The following is a 25,843-nucleotide window of genomic DNA, read 5'->3' on the forward strand; positions in this document are numbered from 1 at the left end:
AAAGTTACTATGATACAAACGTGGTTTAAAATATTTTATAGAAACAGTAAGAAAAACTGGCTGAACATTTTGATTAATGTTTTAGGATTAACTTTAGGATTAGCAGGTTTACTTATAGTACTACTTTATTTTCAAGATGAAAAAGGTTATAATAGTAAAAACCCTAATAAAGAATCTATTTACAGAGTAGTACACAAAATGTCTGATGGTGATATTTGGACGAGTAGTACTGCTGTAGAAGGAGCTAAATATAAAGAAGAAATTCCAGAAATTACTTCTGTATACATGTCTAATGATTGGTATGACAGTAGTTTACTAATAGCAGCTGGAAAAAAAGTATACTCTAGAGATATCTTAATGGGGCAACCGAACTTTTTCGAATTTTTTCCTTTTGAAGTGGTAAAAGGAAGTGTGGAAGATTTTGAGAAAGTAAGAAATCATATGGCGCTTTCAGAGGAAAAAGCAAAAGCACTTTTTGGAAATGTGTCTTTGGCTTTGGGAGAAACAGTAGAAATAAACAAAAGAGTATACAAAGTAGCTTTAGTTTATAAAATTACAGGCAAACATTACTACATGCCGCAAATAGTAGTACAATACGAGAAAGAACCGAAAGGACATTGGGGTAATTTTTCTTTTGGATTATTTATTAAAACTACTCAAAATGCTGAGAGTAATAGTTTAATTGAAAAAATGGATAATGTTTGGTTTACAAACCAAGTAGAACCACAATCGAAGATAGATGGAGTTTCTACTAAAGAATGGGAAGAAAAATACGGAACAAAAGTATTGTTAGAATCTTTAACAGATATTCGTTTAAAATCGTTAGGTAAAGATGCTGGTCCAGAAGGAAAAGGAAACTATCAGTTAATACTTATAATGTTAACCTTATCAATTTTATTGATTATTATTTCATGTGTAAACTTTATTAATTTATCTACAGCATCAGCAACTCAAAGGGCTAAAGAAGTTGGAGTTAAAAAAACATTAGGATTATCAAAATTGACTTTAACACGTCAGTTTGTTTTAGAAATAGTTCTTCAAGGAATAATAGCCTTTGTACTAGCAGTCATATTAGTAGAACTGTTGTTACCTTATTTCAATGACTTTATGCGAAAAAGTATTTCAATTGCAGATGGAACTGCTATATATCAAGTAGCTATAATAGCAGTTGTAATATCATTCATTATTGGAAATATACCAGCAGTTTATTTGGCTAATTTCAAATCGGTAGAAGTCCTTAAAGGAAATATTTCACGAAGTAAAAGAGGAAGACTTGCAAGAAGTATAATGTTAGGATTTCAGTTTTTAATATCAGGATTCTTTTTAATTGGCTCATTAATAATTTATAAGCAAGTAAATTATATGATGAATAAAGATTTAGGATATAATGGAAATCAAGTAATTACGGTTTCTCTAAACGATCCAGAAAACAGGTATAAAAAGTATCTGTTGGCTAAAAAAGAATTAATCAAACATCCAAATATTGAAGTTGTAACTAGTAATTATTTCTTACCTGGTGGAGGTAATTCCAACTCAACTAATGTAGGATATAAAGATTTATCTGTTCAAACCAATAGTAATGCAATGGATTTTGAATACATGGATATGGTAGATATGAAAGTAATTAAAGGTAGAGGGTTACAAGCTAACTTGGCATCAGATACTATTAAAAATGTATTGATAAATGAAACATTAGCCAAAGCATTTGGAATTTACGATAATCCACTAGGAAAGAAAATTAGTACAGGTTTTAGTTCTGAAGATAATGATGGTAAAAACTTAAATGTTATAGGAATGGTTAAAGATTATCATATATATGGAATGGATGCCAAAATACCACCAATTATAATGATGCATTGGAATTCTTTTGATTGGATGAAACAAAATTTTTGGGTTGTTCAGTTTAAAATTAAGTCTAATGATATAGAAAAAACCATTGCAGATATTGAAGATTATTGGAAGCAAAATGTAGAACAAGGATACCCTTTTAGTTATCAGTTTTTAAATAAACGTTTTGCTCGTACATATCGAAAATACCAAAAGCAAAAAACAATTTTTACGGTTCTTACTGTAATTGTAATAGTAATATCACTTTTAGGATTGTTTGCTTTAGCAACATTAAGTATTCAACAAAGGTTAAAAGAAGTTGCGATACGTAAAACATTAGGTGCGACTGTACAGGAAATTATGTATCAATTGATTAAAAACTTTGTGAGAATAGTATTAATAGCTTCAATAATATTAATTCCAGTAGCATATTATTTTATGCAAAGTTGGCTAGATAATTTTGTCTATCGAATTGATATGCCTTTATTACCATACTTAATAACACCAATAATATTAATGATTTTAGTGTTTTTAGTGGTAGGATTAAAAGCTTTTAAAGCAACAAAAGTAGATTTAATTAAATACCTAAAATTTGAATAGTATGTTCCAAATATGGTTCAAGATATTTTATAGGAATAGCAAGAAAAATTGGCTAAATGTACTTGTTAATATTCTAGGATTAGCTTTAGGGTTTACTACAGCTTTAATTGTATTAGCGTATTTAAATGACGAACAAAGCTATAATTCGAGTAATCCACAAAAGGACAATATTTATAGAGTTATTCACAGGATGTCTAATGGAGGAGTAGGAGCACATAGTACTATAGTAGAAGGTGTTACTTATAAAGAAGAAATCCCAGAGATATCAGATTATTATATAAGTCCAAATTGGTATTATTCAGAATTAGTAAAGGTTAATGGGAAAAATCAATTTTCTGAAAACATTTTAAAAGGTTCTGCTAATTTCTTTGATTTTTTTCCTTTTAAAATTATAGAAGGAAGTCAAAAAAAGTTTAGTGAGGCAAGAAATAATATCGCGATATCAGAAGAACAAGCACGTATCTTTTTTGACAATAAATCTCCTATCGGAAAAACGATAGAGTTTTTAAACAGAGTATTTACTGTTACTACGGTATATAAAATTGTTGGAAAGCATTATTATATGCCCAATATGATAATACAGTATAAAAATGAATTGCTGGATCAAGATTGGGAGAATTTAGGTGTTAATTTATTTGTTAAGGTAGCAGAAGAAACAAATCAAGATGATATAGAGAAAAAGGCATCAGATGTTTGGTACAAAAACTATGTACTACCATTTTCTAAAAAGGAAGGAATTACACCAGAGGAGTTTGTAGAAAAACAAGGAATAATACCTTATTTAGAGTCTATTGAAGATATTCGCCTAAAAACAGTAACCGGAAATGCTGGACCAGAAGGAAAGGGTAGTTATCAATTAATATTAATCATGTTATCATTATCAATATTAATAATTATTATTTCTTACGTGAATTTAATCAATCTTTCTATAGCCACAGCATCACAAAGAGGAAAAGAAGTAGGAATTAAAAAAACGTTGGGACTTACTAAGACAAAATTGATAATGCAATATGTGTTAGAGATTGTAATTCAGGGACTAATAGCTTTTATGTTTTCTCTATTGTTATTAGAGCTTATCATGCCTTCATTCAATCTTTTTATGAGCAAATCAATATCGCTATATAAAATAGATTTATTGATAAAATTCTTGCTTTTTGTCATACTAGCCTCAGCTATTATAGGAGTTATTCCATCAATTTACTTATCAAAGTATAAAACAGTTGAAGTGTTAAAAGGTAATGTGTCTAGAAATAAGCAAGGAGTTATTATAAGAAATCTAATGTTAGGAATACAGTTTTTGGTTTCTGGTTTTTTCTTAGCTAGTTCAATAATAATTAATCAGCAGGTTAATTATATGGAAAATAAAGATTTAGGCTTTAATGGAGAACAAGTTTTGATGATTCCTATGAATGAAAACGATGAAAAATATAATAAATATTTATTAGCGAAGAAAGAATTAACTAAACACCCAAATATTGAAGATGTTACAAGTAATCTATCAATTATTGGAGGAGGTATGGGAATGGGAGCTAGGCTTGATTATAAAGGAACTTCAGTAAGAACGAGTTTAGATGCTATAGACTATAACTTTTTAAAAGCATTAAATATTGAGGTTTTAAAAGGTAGGGATTTTAAAGAAGAAATAGCTTCTGATACCATAAAAAATATATTAATCAATGAAGCTTTAGCTAAAACATTAAACATATATAACGATCCTATAGGAAAAGAAATACCTACTAGTTTTGGTGGTTATTCGAATGTAACTATGAAAGTTATAGGTATGGTGAAAGATTATAATGTAGATGGTTTAGATACCAAAATAAGACCTACAGTCTTTTTACATTGGAATGGGTTTGATTTTATGAAAAGTATGCTTTCAACAATTCAAATTAAAATTAAACCAGATAATTTGGATAATACTTTAAATTTTATAGAAGATTATTGGAGTAAAAATGTAGAGCAAGGATATCCATATAATCCTACTTTTTTAAATAAACGTTTTGCGAAAACGTATAAGAAATATTTAAATCAAAAGACTTTGTTTTTTATTTTAACAGTAATAGTAATTATCATTTCATTATTAGGATTGTTTGCATCGGCTACGTTAACCATAGAACAGAGGTTAAAAGAGGTAGCTATACGTAAAACATTAGGAGCAAGTGTACAGGAAATTATACTTCAACTAATAAAAAGTTTTATGAAAGTAGTAGTTGTAGCATCTGTTTTTTTAATACCAATGGCTTATTACTTTATGCAAGGTTGGTTAGATAATTTTATCTATCGAATCAATATGCCTTTGCTACCATATATAGTAACACCAGTTGTATTAATGGTACTAGTATTTTTAGTTGTAGGTTTAAAAGCTTTCAATGCTACCAAAGTAGATTTAATTAAATATCTAAAATTCGAGTAATATGTTTCAAACATGGTTCAAGATATTTTATAGAAATAGTAAGAAAAACTGGTTAAACACTTTTATAAATATAAGTGGTTTAACCTTAGGATTAGCTGGATTATTAATAGTGCTTTTATATTTAAATGAAGAGCAAAGTTATAATCAGTGGAATCCAAATAAAGACGATGTATATAGAGTTAATTTAAAAAAGCCAAAATCAGGTGAAGTTTGGTATACTGTTAATCCAGGAATGTATCTTACATATCCAAAAGAAATACCAGAAGTAACAGATGCTGTTATGGTAAAACCTTACTATAGGAGTAGAGTTATACAGTATGATGAAGTAAATGAGTTTAATAACAAAACAATTTTTACGGATCCTAATTTTTTCGATTTTTTTCCTTTTAAAATTGTAGAAGGATCAACTCAAAAGTTTGCAGAAACAAGGAAAAACATAGCGCTTTCAGTAGACTATGCAAAACGAATTTTTAAAGGAGCTAGTGCGGCTGGAAATTCTGTAAAAATTGATGGTAAAGATTATTTAGTTGCCTGTGTTTATAAGATTCCAAAAAATTCACATCAAGAGCCTGATTTAATAATACAATACGATACACCTTTTGAGGTACATTGGGGAAATCACAATAATGAGCTGTTTTGTAGAATTACAAAAGGAGCAGATATAGAATTGGTTAGGCAAAAAATGACTCAAATTTTAGTTAATGTACATAAAAAGTATGCATTACAAGAAGGTGTTTCAGAAGAAGAGTTTGACGAAAAGTTTGATGCTCCAGGAATCTTATTAGATAAGTTAAGTACAATTTACTTACATAGTACTGCAAATAGAGCTGGACCTAGTGGAACAGGAAATTATCAATTGTTAATGGTATTGTTAGGACTTTCTATACTGTTAATCATTATATCTTGTGTCAATTTCATTAACTTATCAATAGCTTCAGCTAGTCAAAGAGCAAAGGAAGTTGGGGTAAAGAAAACACTGGGGTTGTCTAAAACAAATTTATTATTTCAATATGTACTTGAAATTGTTGTACAAGGTTTAGTTTCCTTTGTTTTTGCTCTTATCATTGTAGAGTTAGCATTACCTTTTTTTAATGAGTTTATTCAAGTAGAGATATCAATTTTTGAAGTTAAATCATTAATAACTTTATTGGTAAGTGTGGTTTTAATATCGATTTCAATAGGAGGTATTTCCGCTTTATACTTATCAAATTTTAAACCAGTAGAAGTTTTAAAGGGAAATATTTCTAAAAATAAAAAAGGGAATTTAGCAAGAAACATCATGTTGGGGCTTCAGTTTTTAATTTCTGGATTCTTTATTATCAGTATGTTAATAGTTTCTAGTCAAATTAATTATATGGTTGAAAAAGACTTAGGTTTTGATAAAGAGCAAGTATTAACTGTTGATGTGTATAGTATAGAAAATGAGTTTGAAAAATATTTATTAATGAAGCAAATCTTGTCAAATGATCCTGATATAGTCGATGTTACAGCAAGTATGTTTGTACCTGGTGAAGGCTTTGTAAACGGAACTTCTTTAGTACATGAGGTAAATGACAAACGATTTAATTCGGCTTCAAATTTGGTTGATTATAATTATATAGATTTTGCGAATATAAAAGTATTAAAAGGAAGAAGCTTCTCTAAAAACATTGCTTCTGATAGTATTAATAAAATTATTATTAATGAAACTGCAGCAAAGCAACTAGGCATTTACAACAATCCAATTGGTGAAAAATTAGGTTTAGGATGGTCAGATGATATGTCTTTAGAGGTAATTGGAATGGTGAAAGATTATCATTTTGATGGATTTGATGCCAAAATAGCACCGATGTTTTTTGTTCTTTGGGATACTTATAAAGAAGCAAAGTCTTGGATGCCAGCAATTCAGTTTAAAATTAAATCTGGTGATATAGAAAATACCATTGCTAAAATTGAAAGCTTCTGGAAAGAAAATGTAGATGCAAAATACCCTTTTTCATATCAGTTTTTAGATAAAAAGTTTGCAAAAACGTACGATAAATATAAAAAACAACAAAGTATGTTTTTAATATTATCTGTAATTGTGGTAATTATAGCTTTGTTAGGACTATTTGCTTTAGCAACATTAACCATTCAGCAGCGTTTAAAAGAAGTAGCTATACGTAAAACCTTAGGAGCATCAGTAAAAGAAATTATGTTCCAATTGGTAAAAAGCTTTTTACAAATAACATTAATAGCTTCGGTTTTTTTAACTCCAATCGCATATTATTTAATGCAAAATTGGTTAGATAATTTTGTTTATAGAATAGATATGCCAATACTTCCATACATTATAACTCCTTTAGTATTAGTTATACTAGTGTTAGCGGTTGTAGGGGTAAAGGCTTATAATGCAACAAGGATAGATTTAATTAAATATTTAAAATTTGAATAAAATAATTATGAGGAGAAATGGTTTATTTGCAAGCTTATTGCTAGTTTTCTTATTGAATGTCAGTTTAATAGCTCAAAATAAGGTAATTCCTTTAGAAGGAGCTTATAATAAAATAATAGTTAGTCCACACATAGAAACTGTATTTATTGAAGGAAAAGAATCTAGCATTGAAATAAAAAACTTAGATGTTTCCGAAGAAAAATTTAAGTATGAACTGAAAAATAAAACACTTCATATTTATTTAGAAGGAGCAAAAACAGTAACAAAGAACAAAAATGTAAGGTATAACAATGGTAAAAGAAAAGTACCAATTTATAGAGGTACTAAGGCACAGATTATTGTAAAACATATACCAGTTAAAATATTTTCAATAAGAGGAGAGGAGGATGTACTTTTTAAAAACTTAACATCAGATAATGAGAGTAAAATACGATTGTATGGTGAATCAAAAACAACTATTGAAAATGTAAAAGCTAATAAACTACGTTTTACTATCTATGGAAACAGTAAAGTAACAGTTAATAAAGGTAGTGTAGACAATTTAAAAGTTATAGCTTATGGAGAAGCGAAATTTATGGCAACCAATTTAGAAACAAAAGAAACTAAGGTAACCTCGTATGGTGCAGCGTCTTTTAAACTTAATGTGTCAGATAGACTGAAAGTTACTGCATATGGAGAAGCTAAAGTATTATACAAAGGAAACGCAACAGTTAAAAAAGGAATTGTTATAGGAAGATCTACTATTAAAAAAGTAGATTAATATTTTATGTAGTTCAGAAAAAAGCTGCCTTTAAAAGGCAGTTTTTTGTTTTATAAAAGAATACTTTTTTGCTTAGAAAGACTAAAGATTAATGTAAATTGCGCGTCTTTCAATTTTCTAGGTGTTATGCAAAATATTTGTGGATTAGATTTCGGGACTTCTAATACAATTAGTACAGTTTATAAGGGAGGAAAGACCATTATGGTTCCTTTTGAAAACAATAATAAATCGCTACCAAGTAGTGTGTTTTTTCCATTTGAGGCAATAGATAAGCCCATTTATGGAGATTTAGCCACCAATACTTATGTAAACAATGGCTATGGTAGATACATGAAAAGTTTTAAACGAATTCTTGGAACTCAGTTTTTTGAACAAAGAACAGCTTTAAAACCAGGAACCAATATCTTTTTTCACGATATTATTGTAAACTATTTAAAACATGTAAAAGAGAAAACTGAAGACTTTTTAGGAGGTGAAACTGATTATGTAGTTGTGGGAAAACCAGTTAGACTTTCTGAAAAAGAAAAAGGGGCAAACTCAGGAATAACACAGTTAGAATCAATTTTAAAGAGTGTAGGATATAAAAACTATTCTTTTTTAGAAGAACCCATAGCTGCAGCTTATTATCATAAAGAGAAAATAGATAAAAATTCCTTAGCTATTGTGGCCGATTTAGGAGGTGGAACTTGTGATTTTACTGTGGTTGGAATAAATGAAGATAAAAAAGATTTAAACATATTAGCTACTTCTGGAATCTCTTTAGGAGGAACAGATATTGATAGTAACTTTGCTTTAGAAGTATTTTTTCCTGAATTAGGTTATAAAACAATAGATAAATTCAAAGGATTAACCTTACCAGCATTGCCATACAGACAAGCTTCCGACTGGAATAAGATTACTACCTCATTATATACTAAAAAGACTGAATTTTTAGTTCGAAAAATGATTAACAATGCGAAGTATAAAGAAAAAGTAGTACAGTTAAAGAGCTTAATAGAAAATAAGAAAGCCCATTCTTTATTAAATCAAATAGAGCAAACAAAAATAAAACTATCAGATGCTAAAGAGCTTATGTTTAGTAGTGAATTTTTATCTAATATCAATTTAACAATTTCAAAAAGCTTATTAGAAGATGCAATTAATGGTGTTATCAGCAAAATAGTAGCTACAGCTAATGATTGTTGTTTAGAAGCAGGAGTTAATGAAAAATCGATTGACTACCTTATTTTAACTGGAGGCACCAGTAAAATACCTTTGGTAAAGCAACTATTTAAAGAAACTTTTTCAAAGGCAAAACTGATAGAAAATAACTCTATGGATTCGGTAGCTTTAGGTTTATTAGAAAAAGCTAAAAAAGATGCGAATCTATAAATTGGCTTTTTTAAATTGAACTTTTAAGTTTTCTGGATATACAGTAAAAGCAAAGTTTTCCTCAACATCTTCAGGTTTTACGCTTAAACTAAGGTCAAATTGTTTGCAAATACTAGAAATAGCGGTTGTCATTTCTATAATTGATAAATGCATACCAGGACATAATCTAGAACCACCACCAAATGCTTTAATAGCTTTAGGAGTATGGTTTTTATGATAAGGACATTCAGATTTTAACCATCTGTTGGGATCAAAATCATTAGAATTAGAAAAATAGCCTTCTTCCATAGCTGCATAGCTATTCAACAGAATAATGCTTGTGTCTTTTGGAATAGCAATATTATTAACAGTAGTCGCTTCATTTGCTTGAAAATACAGCATTGGAGTAGTAGGTTTCAAGCGAATAGCTTCTTGAATTACAGCATTGGTATATTTTAAACTAGAAATAACATCATAATTATCTGGAACAAAACCATCATATTGAGAGGCTTCTTCTCTAATTTTTTGAACTATTTCAGGATGCTGTGTTAAATAATACAAAGTCCAGCCTAAAGTATTAGAAGTAGTGTCTTCACCAGCTAATAACATGGCTATTACATTTCCATACAAGGTTTTTTCATCAAAAACAGTGTCTTCTTTTTCGCTTTCAACCAATAAAGCTTCTAAAAAATTAGAAGGTGCTTCTTTTAATTCAGGATTGTTTGCTAATCTAACCTTAGCTTCATTAATAAAATCGTAAATAATAGCTTCTATCTCTTTAAGCGACTTTTTTAACAAACGATCTTTAGCTGAAGGTAAAATACGCCACATTGGAATTGGAGCAGTTATACGTTCATTAATCATTGGAAAAATTAGCTCTAAATAATTTTGAAAACGATCCTCTTTATTATGTATTGTATTTAGTTTATAACCAAAAGCAATTTCTGTTGTTACGTCAATTGTAAAGGCAATAAAGTCATTTATAATATCTATAGTATTACTTTGGGTAGTGTATCCTTCTATTTTGGAAACTAGATTTTTAGTTTTTTCTTGAATAATAGGGTAGTAGCCTTTTACCTTTTTTACACTTAAGGCTTCAGCTACAGGTTTGCGTTGTTTTTTCCAATGAGCTCCTTCGGCATTAAATACAGTATGAAATCCCATTTCGATAAAGACTTCATTAATTTTAGAGAGTCTTCTGAAGGTATCAGGTCTTTGTTTTAAAACGGTATTATTAAAATCTACATTAGCAGAAACAAGAGCTTTTAAGGGACCTAATTTAACTGTAAAGAATTCACCATGTTCTTTAGCCCATTGTTCTAAAATACGGTGTTTATTCTTTTTCTTGAAGTCTTTTAAGTTTCCTAATAAAAAACTGCCTTTTGGAGTATTTAAATCCTTTATGGTTTTAGTGAGGGTGTCCATTTTAGTTGTTAGTTTTTGTAAAAATAATAATACAAATTGTAACAATGGGTATATATAAAAAGAAAGAGGACACATAAATGCGTCCTCTAAATTTATATTGTTAATCTAACCCTTCAAATATAGATTAATAATAAGCCACAAAAGTAATGTGAATTAAAGAAAGGGTCTGTAACATTTGTTACACTTAAGATTTATTTAACATTTTTAACGTTTTCAATCCACTTTCTAGCATTTACAAAGGCTTCCAACCATGGAGAGACCTCGTCTTTTCTACCAGCAGGGTAGTTTGCCCAGTTCCATTGGAATGTAGAACGTTCAATATGAGGCATTGTAACTAGATGACGTCCAGTAGTATCACACAACATTGCTGTGTTATAATCAGACCCATTTGGGTTGTTAGGATACCCTTCATAACCATATTTAGCAACAATATTATAATTCGACTCACTTTCAGGTAAATTAAATTTTCCTTCACCATGTGAAATCCATACACCAAGCTCTGTTCCTGCTAAAGAAGATAACATTACCGAGTTATTTTTTTGAACTTTTACTGAAGTAAATGAACTCTCGTGTTTTTTCGAATCATTGTGAATTAATCTTCCATGTACTTTATGATCTGGATTGATTAAATCTAACTCCATCCATAACTGTGCACCATTACAAATACCTACGGATAAAGTATCTTCACGTTTAAAGAAGTTCTTTAAAGCAGTATTGGCTTTTTCATTGTATAAAAATGCACCAGCCCATCCTTTAGCAGATCCTAATACATCAGAATTAGAAAAACCACCAACAGCTCCAATAAATTGGATATCTTCTAAGGTTTCACGACCAGAGATTAAATCGGTCATATGTACGTCTTTTACGTCAAAGCCAGCTAAGTACATAGCATTAGCCATTTCACGCTCTGAATTCGATCCTTTTTCACGAATAATAGCAGCTTTAGGCCTGTTTGTTACGTTTCCAACAGTATCACTTAATTTCCCTGTAAAATGTGTAGGGAATGTATAAGTTAATGGTTGTGCTTTATAATTATCAAATCGATCTTGAGCTAAACCATTTGCTGTTTGTTTTTGATCGAATAAGAATGAAGTTTTATACCAAACATCTCTCATTTCAGTAACATTGAAAGAGAAAGTATCTTCATTATTTTTAATAGTTACGGTTCCGCTATTATTGGCAGTACCAATTTTAAAGAACTCAATATTCTTTTCAGCTAAAACAGATTCAACACTTGCATCTGCTTGGAAAACAATTCCTGCATTTTCAGAGAACAATACTTTTATTGAGTCTTCTTCATTTAAAGATGTTAAATCAAAGTCGGCACCTAAATTCACATCAGCAAAACACATTTCTAATAAAGTTGTAATAAATCCACCAGAAGCAATATCATGCCCAGCTGATAATTTATCGGCTTTAATTAAATCTTGTATTGTATTAAAAGTATCTTTTACAAAAGTAGTATTTTGAATATCTGGAGCTTCACTACCAATAGTATTTAATACTTGATTGAATGAACTACCTCCTAATTTATAAGTATCTTGTGATACATTGATGTAATAAACACTTTGTCCGTTATTTTGTAATACAGGCTCAACAACTTTAGAAATTTCATTACAGTTAGCTGCAGCAGAAATAATAACGGTACCTGGAGAAATTACTTCACCATCAGGATATTTTTGCTTCATAGAAAGCGAATCCTTTCCTGTTGGCACATTGATACCTAAATCGATAGAAAAGTCAGAAATAGCTTTTACAGCTTTGTATAAACGAGCATCTTCACCTTCGTTTTTACAAGGCCACATCCAGTTTGCCGATAATGAAACTGATGTTAATCCATCTTTTAAAGGTGCCCAAATAATGTTAGTTAACGATTCTGCAATAGAATTTCTACTTCCAGCTCCTGGATGAATTAAACCTGAAATAGGAGAGTGCCCAATAGTAGTTGCAATTCCTTCTTTTCCGTTATAATCTAATGCCATTACACCTACATTGTTAAGTGGTAATTGTAATGGACCAACGCATTGTTGCTTAGCTACTTTACCACCTACACAACGGTCTACTTTATTAGTTAACCAATCTTTACAAGCTACGGCTTCTAATTGTAATACTTGTTCTAAATAGATTTGTAGATTTCTTGTTTTGTATCGAGGGTTTTTATAATTTCTTACAACTGTCTTATCAGTCATAATTGTTTTTGGAGAACTACCAAACATATCTTCCAATGCTAAATCCATTGGTTTGTCACCTTTAGTTTCAGATTCAAACGTAAAACGATTATTTCCAGTAACATCACCTACAGTATAAATTGGAGAACGTTCACGCTCAGCAATTTTTTCTAAGGTTTCTATATGTTTTTCAGCAATTACTAATCCCATACGCTCTTGAGATTCGTTTCCAATAATCTCTTTAGCAGATAGGGTAGGATCACCTACAGGTAATTTGTCTAAATCAATTTTTCCACCTGTATCTTCTACTAATTCCGATAAACAGTTTAAGTGTCCACCAGCCCCGTGATCGTGAATAGAAACAATAAAGTTATCATCGCTTTCTACCATACCACGAACCGCATTGGCAGCACGTTTTTGCATTTCTGGATTGGAACGTTGTACAGCATTTAATTCAATACCAGAAGAGAACTCTCCAGTATCTGCAGAAGAAACAGCAGCTCCACCCATACCAATCCTGTAGTTTTCACCACCTAGAATTACAATTTTATCACCTTCATTAGGTGTTTCTTTCAATGCTTGCTCTGCTTTTCCGTATCCAATACCACCAGCTTGCATAATTACTTTATCATAAGCTAATTTTCTAGCTTCTGATTCGCTTGCAGCTGAATTTTCTTTGTGTTCAAAAGTAAGTACAGAACCCGTAATTAATGGCTGTCCGAACTTATTTCCAAAGTCTGAAGCACCATTAGAAGCTTTGATTAAAATATCCATTGGTGTTTGGTATAACCAATCTCTAGCTTCAAATTTCTTTTCCCAAGGACGATCTTCTTCCAAACGAGAATATGAAGTCATGTATACCGCTGTTCCTGCTAATGGTAATGAACCTTTACCACCAGCCAAACGGTCTCTAATTTCTCCTCCTGAACCAGTTGCAGCTCCATTAAAAGGCTCTACAGTAGTAGGGAAGTTGTGTGTTTCTGCTTTTAAAGATATTACTGAATCAAATTCTTTAGTTTCGTAAAAATCTGGTTTGTCAGCAGTTTTAGGTGCGAATTGCTCTACTTTTGGCCCTTTAATAAAGGCTACATTGTCTTTATAAGCAGAAACAATATCGTTTGGATTTTGTTTTGAAGTTTCTTTAATCAATTTAAACAATGAGGTAGGCATTTCTTCTCCATCAATGATAAAAGTTCCGTTGAATATTTTATGACGACAGTGTTCTGAATTTACTTGTGAAAACCCAAAAACCTCACTATCGGTTAACTTACGTCCAATTTTTTCTGATACTTCTTCTAAATACGTAACTTCTTCCTCACTTAAAGCCAATCCTTCTTGTTGATTGTACGCAGCAATGTCGTCAATCTCTAAAATAGCTTCTGGTTGAATTTCAATAGTAAATGTACCTTGATTAAGTCCGTTGAATTTTTGAGAAATCATTGGATCGAAATCTGAAAACTCTTCAGAAACGGCTTCAAACTCTTCTATTCTAATAATATCTGAGATCCCCATATTTTGAGTAATCTCAACAGCATTGGTACTCCAAGGAGTAATCATAGCTGCACGTGGACCAACAAAAAAGACGTCCAAAGACGCCGCGTTTATTTTAGGTTGGTTGCCAAATAACCAAGTAAGTTTTGAAACTGTTTCTGTACTTAATTCTTCTGTTGTTTGAACAGCAAATACTTTACTGTTTACGTTTCCAAAGAAATGAATCATTATGTTTGTTGTGTTTGTGTGTTGTTTTAAAGGCGTAAATTTAATTCTTTTGATTGAATTAAAAGCATAAAAAAAGCAGCATTTTTTTGCCGCTTTTTTATAGTTTAATTTCTTTTATCAGGAATTCGATTTCGTTCTATTTTCCCTTTTTTAAGTGCTTTATAGTTTTCGTAGCAGTTTAATACAGCTTCAATCATTTGTAAGTCGCTTGCTTTTTTTATAAAATACTCTGAGTAATTACAATCGTCTAAAAGTTTAGTCAGTTCTTGACGATCCATTTCTAAATATTCCATCATTACTTCTCTATCAAACTTTCCTGCTAACATTTTTCGTAAATCGTCTTCTTTTTTTAGTTTTTTCAGCTTTCTCAGCTGTTTAGGTTTCTTTCCAAAGAGATTGTATACCAAATCTACTGGATTTAATAGTTTAGCTATTGGAGAAGAAGAAATTCTTTGCGGTTTTCCTATTTCATATGTTTGAGGTAATCCGTTTATATGTATACGTGTAAACTTGTCTTTTGGGACTTGTTTTATATCAACTTCTAAAACTCCAATTAGTTTGGTTGATTTAATTACCACTTCTTTTACTTCCTCTGGTTTTTCTTCTAAAGAGATTACTACTTCGTTTCCTTTTAAAAGATCATTAGTTATTTTTAGTTTGATTGAAGAAAAACCTAAAAAAGACACTAAAATGGTATCGTTTGCTTTTGAAGTTAATTCAAATAGCCCTTTTTCATTGGTAATGGTTCCTACAACCGAATTTAAGTTTAATACGTGTGCTGCACTTAAAGGTTTTTTAGTTTCAGCATGAATTATCTGACCTTTTAATTTCTGTTCTTGGGAAAAACCTAAAAACGAAATAAATAATAAGAGGGTTAAAAAAGTATATTTATTTTGCATGTTGCAATAATAAGAATAATTGCAATGAAACTAGTTAATAAACTGTGAAATTGATGGTTTAGGAGAGGAGAAGAAAGATGTAAAAACAAAAAAAGCTAAGCAAATGCTTAACTTTTTTAGTGACCGGGCTGGGGCTCGAACCCAGGACCCTCTCCTTAAAAGGGAGATGCTCTACCAACTGAGCTACCCGGTCATTTAATTGCTTTCCTAAAAGCGGTTGCAAATATACAACGGTTCTTTAAATACACAAAAAAAAATGACAAAAAATTGTATTTATTTTGCAATTATTTTTGTGTGTTATTTTATCTATTTGGTTTTCAAAAAGGTATGTTTTATTTTTTTTAGAAATTTTTATGGGTTTAAATTGCCCAAGTAGATATTAAACCTATCTTTTTCCATTTCCCATTTATTTTTTCAAAAACAAAATCTTCTCCAGAAGATCTTCTATGAATACCAAAACATACTCTATTCATTTTTTTGTTAAAAATAGGTTTATCAATTAAAAAATAACTTTCGTTATGTAGTCTTTCTAAAGGTGTCATCCTTTCATGTACTATTTTACTTAAAGAATCATGAGTAACTCCCTCTTTAAGAAGTTCAGAAGTATTGAGAATTTGGTAATTATACTTAGCTAACATTTTTAAATCAAATGTTTTGTTTTTCTCAATTTGCTTTTTAAGAAATAGAGTATCCTTTTCTTTAAGGTTATGTGAAAGATATTTAAGATAACTAACCGTTTCAATTTCATCTTCTTTTTCAATCATATAAGGTAATTGAGGTAAAAAGTTAAAGTCAGAAATAAATACTCTTTGGTATGGTATTAATTTTAAATCTGTTGTATCAGACAATATCTCATTCAATATTCTTGCTTTATCAGTATTACTAATAATTACTTCACTACTTTTCGTTTTACAAGATATTATGATTACTGATATCAATAATAATATTTTAAGCTTCATTTTCATCAAATACAATTTTTAAAAATGAAAATACAAAGTATTTACTAAGAATGAAAATAGGAGAGAAGTAATTGAAAATAAATTAAAACCCACTCAATAATGAGCGGGTTTAATATATTCATGTCAGAAACTATTTATAAATCGGTGCTCCAATTAATTTCTTTTTTATTAGTATCCACTTTTCCTAAACGGTAATACAATGAAGATGTTACAGTGTTGGTTGTTTCATGTACTGTAGTCACCATACCTTCATCATTAATAGCTACAGAGGGATTAAAGCCTTTGTCAAATGAATGGTCTTTTCCCCAAGAAATCTTATCATTTTCTATAATTCCTACTTTATAATATAACGTGTTGGTAGCAATATTTGAAGTTTCGTGTACTTCAATCACTACATTTTTACTATTAGAAGCTACTGAAGGAGACTTCCCTGAGCTGTATTTTTTGTTTGTACTTGAGTTTGCTGCTACTGCTACGGTTTCTGGATTGTTACTCATAATCTGAAGGGTTTTAAATTATTGTTATCTACTTAAATCTATCATATAATTTGAAACTATCTCAGGTAAAAACCTTAAGATTACATAGGTGTTTTACCTGTTTTTATATAAGGATAATCACTTGTTGTTTTGAGAATTAAATATTTTTAAGAAGTAATATTAGTATGCAACTGTAGTAACACCTACTTTATATGATATATATTTATTTTTATCTATTTTATATAAAAAATAAATATCTTTAAAACTTAGAGGTTTACCTGTGTCAGGTTCTTTTCCATTAATTTGTTTCCATCCTTCTGTTAAGAGCCAATTATAATTTACAATTTTAAGCTGATAAAATTTACAGGGTTCTATCGTTATTTTTTTCTTTGATAAAATTACGAAGGTTAATTTAGTGACATGAATATTTAAGTTATCTCTACCACCTTCTGCATCCCATTCAAAAGTTCCTTTTTCTTTAGCTTCTTTTACCTTTTTTTGATGATAATCATATTCTTTTTTATTATAAACAGTAATGTAGTTAGTTAATACATCTAATTCTCCAATAATTAGATACTTATTACTTTTCTTATTATTCATGATAAAATATACGTCTTCTTTATTTTGAGAAAATGTAAAAACTGAATAAAAGAAAATTATATATAATAATTTATTTGCATTCATTATTTCCTCATTTTTCATAATTAGAATAAGAAGTATTTGCTTACATTTTTACTCCAAGGTTTTGTATTAAATGATAGAAATGTTTATTGATTAAAATTATAAGTACTTCCTTAGTTAAAGTAAAGTCTTGTAAAGATTTATTTAACGAGCTATTAATGTTCTTCCTACCTTAAATTTTAAATACTTATCTCTATCAACTTTAAGTAAAAAATATAAATCTTTAAATAAAATATTAGGATTATTTTCTTTCCAACTGTTTTGAATTAACCATTTATAATTAACTAATTTTAATTTTGAAAAGACTATATCAGAATGGTTAATAAATGTTGTTTTACTATTATGTTGTCTGCTAAAAGATAATGTCTCAACTATTTTATAGCTTTGAAAATTATAAAACTTTTTTTCTTTTTTGTCATTTTCTATTTGTTGTTTTTCTTTTTCATATGAATTTCTATCATAAAATAGAAAACTTTGCAAACACTTCTTATTTTTAACATTTTGAATTTCTTTACCTCCGCTATTAGTAATAATATATTTTGGATTATCAATATCTAATATATAATAAGCATCATTATTTTTTGTTTGAGAAAAAAATAAAAGAGGTATAATAAATAAGAATAATTTAATTACATCCATTATTTTCTGAGTTTTTGAAATTAATAATAGCTTGTTTTATCTTTTGTTGTTTGATAGCTGTAAAAACAGGATCAGCATACATTTTATCCCAAGCATTAGTACCTTCTAAGCCAGCCCATGCTAAATATTTATATAATTGATCAGGGTATGTTTTTCCTATTGCTGTAGCATATTCTTTTAAAGCTTTTTTCATTGCAACTCTATAATAATCAGCCATATAATTATGATGTGGATTTTTAGGATAGTTATCATAGTAATTGAAAAGAGTAGGAAAGTCTGACTCACTACCATTTAATGTGTAAGTATTTGGTGGAGTGTATAATATACCTCCAGTAATATAAACTTTTCTATAAATGTCAGCATGAATCATTTCATGAATAATAGTATGAGCTCCCCATAAAGAAGGAGTATTTTTCATTTCATTTATATCTAAAATAATTGTTATTATATCCCCATACTTAGTTTCACCCGAAATACCTGATTTTAAATTACTCATAGTTAACTTAAGATTAATAAGTGAGTTGGTTCCATCAAATTTTTGTAATGTTTTTTTTACCAAATTATTATTTTTCAACTTATCATAAACACATTTAGCTTTTTCTGTAAGTTGATTAATAATTTGATCTTCAAAATCAATTTCAGCTTCGGGGTTATGCATTAATGTTTTGATAACTTCTTTAGTCCAATTTTTAGCTTTGTCAGTGTTATTCTTTTCTAAAAACTTATCAATTTTAATGGCAATATTTGTGTTTTTTCTTAAAAAATCTTTTTGATCTTTATTTAGGTTTAAAGTATTGGCCACTTTAATATATGTAATATCTTCAGTTATAATTCCAATGTCTCCATTTTCTGTAGGGCAAGGGGAGGTAGTAGAATTATTTTTCATTAAAACAACAACATCTACACTACCATCTGTACAAGAAGTTACTTGAGTTATAGAAGCTCTATCTGACCCTTGACCATTACAACTTTCACCTGGAAGATGATTTCCTCCAGCCCTGCATCTATTAACATGAATATAGGTTGTACAAAATACAGAGCCACCATTATAACTGTTTCCAACAGGTTGTGTTGTATCATTGTTTTGAGATCCACTTCCTCCATTATTACCACTTGTAGGAAAATTTCCTTGAGAAGGATTAAAATCTTGTGGATCGCAATTTGTACTATTACGTTCTAATAATTTAGGGTCTAAAGAAAAATCTTTAAGATTATATTTTGTAACAGTCCCCTTAAAATAAGCAATATCAAAATAATTTTTCTTGAAGGTAGAGTATTGATCAGAAGTACAAGTATATTTTCTAATATATGGATTACCTATTTGCCCATTTTTATCTCTATTAATAATTAAATTATAAAATGTAAATTTTTCAGGGTTATTAACCTCGATGGAAAAAGTATAGTTTATAATACCTTCGGTGTTTGTTATTTTTAAAATATTATCAGTTAAAATGGTAAAATTTCTACCTATAGTTTTATTTTTTTGAAAATCATTTTTGATATTCTGATTAATTAAACTTTCTACTTTTGGAATTGTTTTCACGGAAATAAATTCTATAGTTCCATTATATTTTTGATTCGGAGATACTGGTTGTACTATCTCTTCCTTTTCACAATTCAACAATAACATAATCCCTATTAGAGATATTACAATCTTTAAACTTATTACTTTCTTTTTCATGCCTAATCAATTGGTTATTATAACTTTTTGAATAGGGATAAGGATTCGATAGTAAGGAAAAATGTATTTTAATTCTTCCTAAGATTAATCAAAAAAAGTGTTTATACATAGAGTAAATGAATAAACGGTAGGTTTTATGTAATAAACGGTTTAAATTATTGTTTTAAAGGTGTATAAATAAGTTGAAAAAGGAAATTATATATAATGTGAAATTTATTTATCTAAAGGTAAGTATCGTTCTTTTATAATATTTAAATGATGTATCTGATGAGCTGTAATGGTAAGTCCTATAGCGTAGAGTGGCATTTCATATTCAAAAAACACACAATTAGTATTGAGTATTTCTTTATTAAAAGATTGAAACATCATTACTGTTGATTCTCTTACAACACGGAGTTCTTTTATCAACTGTTCAATAGTTACCTCATTAGCATTTGAGTTATTTCCCATAATCTCTTGATCATGTGCCTCTGGAATAGTTCCTTCTTTTCGAGCAAAAATTATAGCTCTAAAACCCCAAATTCTTTCCCAATCAATAAGATGTTGAATAATTTGATTAATGGTCCATTTATCTTTTTCATAAGTTTTTAAACCAATTCTGTTTAATTGAGAAATGTTAATAGAATCAATAGCTTTTAAACTTAGTTTAAAAGCTTCTGTGAGTTCTTTTCCTGCATTTACTGTATAAACATATTCCAAAAACGCTGGATTCTTTTTAGCTGTAGATTCTTCCATTGTTGTTTTTGTTACTAAGTTACTAAAAAAGGAAGTGCTTAGATGCTATTAAGGAAATGTTTATTATATATAGTTCTACTTAACGCCACAGTATTACCAGTATTTAATTCAATACTATATTTACCGCCTCCATGTTTAATTATATTTTTAATTTTTGATTTTTTCACAACATATGAACGATGTATTCTAATAAAACTATCGGGTAAAATTTTTGTGAGTTTTTCCAGATTCTTGTCATGTAAGTGTTTATTATTATCATTTGTACTTATTTCTGAATAATTACCACATGCTTTTATAAACTCTATGTTTTCAATATCTATTAGTTTTATTATGTTTTTAACCTTAATTGAAAGGTATTTGAGATTTTCTCTATAAGAACTACTATTATTCAAAAATCTATCAATAGCAGCTTTAAATCGTGTTTCAATAATTGGTTTACTAATAAAATCTAAAACTCCATAATCAAAGGCAGTTACGGCATTTTCTCTATTAGCTGTTATAATTATTGTTTGAAAAGATTCTGCCATAACCGATTTAAGCAATGTAAACCCACTTTTACCGTTAAGATTCAAGTCTAAAAGCAACAAATCATAAATTTCTTCTTTAATATAATATTGAGCATCTTTTAAAGAATGTGAAACAGTTATTTTACTGTTTGGTAAATGTTTCTTTGTTAAATCCACAATATAATAGGCAACTAAAGTTATGTCTTCTACTATTAAAACTTTCATTATTTGTGCTTTATTTTAATAATTGATTCCCATCCATTATCAACTTTTTTAGATAATAACTGCCATTTATCTGGATAACATTCTTCAAGTCTAGATTCAATATATTTTAAACCGGTTCCTGAAGTACGTATAAAATTTGTATTCATGTTACTATTATTGAATAGTCGATATATTGTAGAGTTTTTTCTTTCTTGTTTACTCAATTCAAAATAAGCATTTTGATTACCAGTATAGCCATGTGTAATGCCATTTTCTATTAAAGTATGAATTATAGTAGGAGGAATGGTTTCTGTACCTATGATTCCTTTTGTACTCATTGTATATTCAGCATTTTGTTGAATACTCATAATTTTAAGATGTACTTTACATATATCAATTTCTTGAGCTATAGGTACTAACTTCTTTTTATTCATAATAGATAACAAATGAAACTCTTCGGATAAAGCTTCTATCATATTACTAGCAGCTTTTGGTTTTTTATAAATTAAATGCTGTAATGACATTAAAGAATTTATCATAAAATGAGGTAGAATTAGTTTTTGTAAAAATTGATATTCAAGATGCTCTATTTTAAGTTTAGATTCACTAAGAGATTTTGTTTTGTGTAATATACTTTTTGCTGATATAAAAATCATAACTAAGGCAAAAACAAGTATACCAATACTATCAAGCTTATAAATTAATGAAGTAATGAAATAATTACTATTTACAAAAGGCAAGGACTCTAAACTATTCTGATCATCTAAATAATTAAGTATGAATAATAAGACTAAAGACAATGTAATAAAGGAGCTATTTTTTTTTCTCTTTTGAATAGCAACTAAACTTACAATAAGTGGAAAAACACTTAAAATTATTGCTGTATTAATGTTTACTAAAGTAGTTAACCAGTATGAAAAAATAAAAACCAAAATAGACATTATAATAACCTTCTTAGAAAAGTTATATTGATACAATAGTATAATTAGTAATACACCATAAGAAAGGTATTCTAAAACACTTCTTAAAGTATAACTACTTATAAAATAGGTAGATGAAACAAATCCGTTCCAATACATAACTTCATTAATCATAATGAAACTATTTACCAAGAATAATAATGAAAGTAGTAAGAATGTTTTTTTTCTTTCTAAGGAGAAATAAAGAACCAAATTAATAATAAATACAAAAATAAAAATACCTAAAAAGAGGGTAGGAGCTGTAGTCATTATAGCTGTATGCTTTTGAAATTCAGTTAAACTACCTAGGGTTAAATCTCTAATAATAACATTTGATTGACTTTTATAATTGGTAAACTCTATTTCAATTGTATTAATTCCTGATATAAGATTTTCTTTAGATATTTTTCTCCGAACTAAATTTTTTCCTCCCAATAGAGCTGGTTTATTGTACTCAATAATACCGTTTTTAAGAATCAGTTTATTATTTACATATAGATTTGCAGCATTAATATTTGTTCGAAATTCTAACCAAATATCTCCTTTGTTAATTATATTATCCGATACTTTAAAATTGTAAAATAGATACCACAATCCTTTTTTAGAACTTGTTATAGAAGAAATCTCTTTAGCACTTAATTGATTTTCAATGAACTTTTTATCACTACCTTCATATAAAGTAGCTATTTCTAATGTACTTAAATCAATGACACTTCCTGTATAATTAGGAATGTCATTGATTGTTGTGATATTTATAAAATACGTTATGATGAAAAGTATTCTCAAAACTTATAAAATATTAGTCTTACAATATTACACTATCTTAGAAATTGAAAAAATAACTTTTTTATTTTATTAAAAAACGTGAGACAACAATATCAAACCTTCCACCTTTAAATGTAGATTGAATAGCATTTTTGGGAGAAAAATTTGAAGAGTTTGACCCGCCAGAAACGGTTATAACATTATCGGTTCCTAAAGATAATCCTTCAAAAAAATCCTCACCATTGCCTCCAAATAAGTTTGAAAAAAGTATTGTTGATCCATGCATGTCTAACATAGTAATAAACGCATCTATTTCGCCGCTTACATTTATTGAAGTATTGTTGTGATTAGGGTAATTGTTAGACTCTGTATAGCCTACTATAATAGCCGATCCATTTTTATTTAGAATGAAATTTCTTGGGTTTTCATTTTTTGTTCCCCCCAAATAGGTTGAATAAATTAGTTTTTTTTCATTTGGGTTAAACTTAGTTATAAAAGTATCTCTAAGACCTGCTAAATTAGTTTGAAAAGCTTCTTTAGTCGTAGGGTAATCAGATGAGTTCGTAAATCCCATGATATAAGCATTCTCATAAGGATCGATATCAATATTATAAAGCCTTTCAGAATCTTTTCCTCCAAAATAGCTAACAAACTCTAGAACTGATTTATTAGTATTCATAATAGCTACAAAAGCATCATCTTTTCCTTTATTTAGGGGTTGTATAGCATTTATAATTGGCAAATCTTTTGAATTTGTTGTACCGGCCATATAAAGTTTTCCTTTATCATTCGTTTTGATAGAAAACCCTATATCATTACCTGAACCCCCAAAGTAAGTAGAAAATAATACCTTTCCGTTGGAATCTAATTTTGTAATAAAAGCATCTATTCCTCCAGCTAATTTAGATTGAAAAGCCCCAGAAGTAATTGGGAAATTTTTAGATGCTGTTCGTCCAATAATATAAACATGACCATTTTGATCTAATGAAATACTTCTTCCATCTTCATCTTTTTTACCTCCTAGAAAGGTAGACCAAATTACTTTCCCTTTTGGGTTTATTTTTAAAACAAAGGCATCGCTTTTTCCTCCAAATTTGGTTTGAAAACCATTTTCTTTTATAGGAAAATCTTTTGAGTATGTAGTTCCCACTGCATAAATATTTCCTAACTCATCAGAAATTATTCCTTGAACAGCATCCCATTTAGAGCCTCCTAGTTTAGTTAAATATTCTACTTCTTTTCCTGTTTTATTGAGTTTTACAACTAAAGCATCCATTCCACCACTAATAGTATAAGGATATTTATGATAGCCTGGTAAAGTTTTAGAATTAGTGTGACAACCTAAATATGTATTTCCATTTTTATCAACAGTTACAACGTCGGCATCATCTGTACCTGAACCTCCATAAAGTGTTGAAAAAATAGTAGTACGGTATAAACCTTGACTTTGTAATTGACTTGTTACTAATAAAAGACTGGTAAAAATTTTTAGAACTATGTTTTTTGTCATTTTTAAGTTTTTAACTCAAAACTAAGTTTAACATTTATCGTTCATTATAAGAAAATTATGAATTACACGTGAATAATCTGAATCTCACTTTTGATGTTTTTTAAATAAATAGATTATTTTTTTCAAAGATAAAATTTACCAAATGATTTTGTTCTTCTCCTAGTTTATGAACTATTTGATAATGGTTTAAATCCTCGTAGCCATAATATTGTATCAAAGCTTTAGACTTGTTTTTATCATATAATTTTTTCGATTCTTCAATGAACAAATCAGTTTCATTTAAACCTACACTTAATAAAACTGGACATTTTATAACAGATAAATCTTTATTTATAATGCTATAATCCATTACATCGTTATCGCTCAATTTTAAAGTTTCATTGAGATAACTGTTTTTTATTGGGGCTAAATCAAAAATTCCACTAAGACTACAAATAGCTTTAATATTAACTCTTAAATTCTCATTTATTAAATAAATCATTAAGGCTAAATGTCCGCCTGCTGAATGGCCTGAAAGTGTAATTTTATTAGGATTTCCGTTGTATGTATGCGCTTCTTTTATGATCCAATTTGTAGCATTACTAACATCTTCTATGAGTGTTTTCATAGTAACAGTTGGAATGAGTCTGTAATTTATAACACAAACTGTAAAATTGTTTTTTACAAAAGGTTCTGCTACAAAACTATAACTCTTCTTATCTAGTCCTCTCCAGTAACCTCCATGAATGAATATTAAAATAGGGGAGTTAGCAACTTTAGAGGGAAAAATATCTAAGGTTTGTAATGGAGCCTCTCCATATTTCTTATCTAGAAAGCAAGTATAGTTTTTTCTGACTCTTTCTGATTCACTTTCATTAATATCTAAAAAATCTTGAAAATTAGGATGGCATGCACGTAGATTTAACTGATTTTCTGGGGTTTTCATAAGGAGACTAGTATACAACGAATATACTTAAAAAGTGAGTTTAATTCATAGAACTATAACTATTTTAGGAATATAATATTACCTGATAATTTTCTTCTTATCTCTTAGAATTCTTTAATAAATAATACGGGGTTCTTTTTGAACCTTCAGTAATTCCAATAAAGTGTATATTTTGATCGTCATTTCTAAATCATTTTTACATCGTATAAATCTATATAGTAGGAGAGGA

18 protein-coding genes and 1 tRNA gene are annotated in these 25,843 nt (G+C 28.8%); 5 read left to right on the forward strand and 14 right to left on the reverse strand.

What is annotated here, in order from left to right; all coding sequences use genetic code 11:
• Positions 1–9: 9 nt before the first annotated feature.
• The 5 genes from F7018_RS03375 to F7018_RS03395 all read left to right on the forward strand — a co-directional run bounded on the left by F7018_RS03375 (position 10) and on the right by F7018_RS03395 (position 9,384).
• Positions 10–2,427 (forward strand): ABC transporter permease, encoded by a 2,418-nt coding sequence (locus tag F7018_RS03375; protein WP_150898585.1) that lies wholly within the window; start codon positions 10–12, stop codon positions 2,425–2,427.
• A gap of 1 nt (position 2,428) precedes the next feature.
• Positions 2,429–4,840, forward strand: a complete 2,412-nt coding sequence (locus F7018_RS03380) for an ABC transporter permease (RefSeq protein ID WP_150898586.1) — start codon at positions 2,429–2,431, stop codon at positions 4,838–4,840.
• A 1-nt stretch (position 4,841) separates the two neighbouring features.
• Positions 4,842–7,253, forward strand: a complete 2,412-nt coding sequence (locus tag F7018_RS03385) for an ABC transporter permease (protein WP_150898587.1) — start codon at positions 4,842–4,844, stop codon at positions 7,251–7,253.
• Positions 7,246–8,013 (forward strand): GIN domain-containing protein, encoded by a 768-nt coding sequence (locus tag F7018_RS03390; protein ID WP_150898588.1) that lies wholly within the window; start codon positions 7,246–7,248, stop codon positions 8,011–8,013. Before F7018_RS03385 ends, F7018_RS03390 begins: the two co-directional genes overlap by 8 nt.
• A 126-nt stretch (positions 8,014–8,139) precedes the next feature.
• Entirely contained in the window at positions 8,140–9,384 is a 1,245-nt protein-coding gene (locus F7018_RS03395) for an Hsp70 family protein (protein ID WP_150898589.1), read from the forward strand.
• Here the strand turns inward: F7018_RS03395 and F7018_RS03400 are convergent.
• From F7018_RS03400 to F7018_RS03465, 14 genes are all read right to left on the reverse strand, one after another.
• Complete coding sequence (locus tag F7018_RS03400) at positions 9,379–10,788, reverse strand: cytochrome P450 (protein ID WP_175578628.1); 1,410 nt, start codon at positions 10,786–10,788, stop codon at positions 9,379–9,381. The two genes, F7018_RS03395 and F7018_RS03400, sit on opposite strands and share 6 nt — an antisense overlap.
• A 191-nt stretch (positions 10,789–10,979) precedes the next feature.
• The gene (gene purL / locus F7018_RS03405) at positions 10,980–14,675 is read right to left on the reverse strand and encodes a phosphoribosylformylglycinamidine synthase (protein ID WP_150898591.1); all 3,696 of its coding nucleotides are present in this window, start codon (positions 14,673–14,675) and stop codon (positions 10,980–10,982) included.
• 104 nt (positions 14,676–14,779) lie between these two features.
• Positions 14,780–15,574 (reverse strand): carboxypeptidase-like regulatory domain-containing protein, encoded by a 795-nt coding sequence (locus tag F7018_RS03410; protein WP_150898592.1) that lies wholly within the window; start codon positions 15,572–15,574, stop codon positions 14,780–14,782.
• Between the two features lie 120 nt (positions 15,575–15,694).
• Positions 15,695–15,767 (reverse strand) — tRNA-Lys (locus F7018_RS03415).
• Positions 15,768–15,933: 166 nt separating this feature from the next.
• Positions 15,934–16,539, reverse strand: coding sequence for a hypothetical protein (locus F7018_RS03420; protein WP_150898593.1), 606 nt, complete (start codon positions 16,537–16,539; stop codon positions 15,934–15,936).
• A 128-nt stretch (positions 16,540–16,667) separates the two neighbouring features.
• A complete protein-coding gene (locus tag F7018_RS03425) occupies positions 16,668–17,030 on the reverse strand; it encodes a hypothetical protein (RefSeq protein ID WP_150898594.1) in 363 nt (120 codons plus the stop codon).
• Between the two features lie 159 nt (positions 17,031–17,189).
• Positions 17,190–17,693, reverse strand: a complete 504-nt coding sequence (locus tag F7018_RS03430) for a hypothetical protein (protein ID WP_150898595.1) — start codon at positions 17,691–17,693, stop codon at positions 17,190–17,192.
• A gap of 141 nt (positions 17,694–17,834) precedes the next feature.
• Positions 17,835–18,329 carry a hypothetical protein gene (locus tag F7018_RS03435; RefSeq protein WP_150898596.1) on the reverse strand — a complete coding sequence of 165 codons (495 nt, stop codon included), beginning with the start codon at positions 18,327–18,329 and terminating at the stop codon, positions 17,835–17,837.
• Positions 18,316–20,010: a hypothetical protein gene (locus F7018_RS03440; protein WP_150898597.1), complete on the reverse strand. Its 1,695-nt coding sequence runs from the start codon at positions 20,008–20,010 to the stop codon at positions 18,316–18,318. The genes F7018_RS03435 and F7018_RS03440 overlap by 14 nt, the downstream gene beginning before the upstream one ends.
• Before the next feature lie 213 nt (positions 20,011–20,223).
• On the reverse strand, positions 20,224–20,745 hold the full coding sequence (locus tag F7018_RS03445; protein ID WP_150898598.1) for a DinB family protein: 522 nt from the start codon (positions 20,743–20,745) through the stop codon (positions 20,224–20,226).
• A gap of 38 nt (positions 20,746–20,783) precedes the next feature.
• A complete protein-coding gene (locus F7018_RS03450) occupies positions 20,784–21,476 on the reverse strand; it encodes a LytR/AlgR family response regulator transcription factor (protein WP_150898599.1) in 693 nt (230 codons plus the stop codon).
• Complete coding sequence (locus F7018_RS03455; protein ID WP_150898600.1) at positions 21,476–23,200, reverse strand: histidine kinase; 1,725 nt, start codon at positions 23,198–23,200, stop codon at positions 21,476–21,478. Before F7018_RS03455 ends, F7018_RS03450 begins: the two co-directional genes overlap by 1 nt.
• Positions 23,201–23,261: 61 nt before the next feature.
• Positions 23,262–24,689, reverse strand: coding sequence for an SBBP repeat-containing protein (locus F7018_RS03460; protein WP_150898601.1), 1,428 nt, complete (start codon positions 24,687–24,689; stop codon positions 23,262–23,264).
• Positions 24,690–24,789: 100 nt separating this feature from the next.
• Positions 24,790–25,614, reverse strand: a complete 825-nt coding sequence (locus F7018_RS03465) for an alpha/beta hydrolase (protein ID WP_150898602.1) — start codon at positions 25,612–25,614, stop codon at positions 24,790–24,792.
• Positions 25,615–25,843 lie beyond the last annotated feature (229 nt).

The sequence above is a fragment of the Tenacibaculum aiptasiae genome (assembly GCF_008806755.1).
In the GTDB taxonomy this organism is placed as follows: domain Bacteria; phylum Bacteroidota; class Bacteroidia; order Flavobacteriales; family Flavobacteriaceae; genus Polaribacter; species Polaribacter aiptasiae.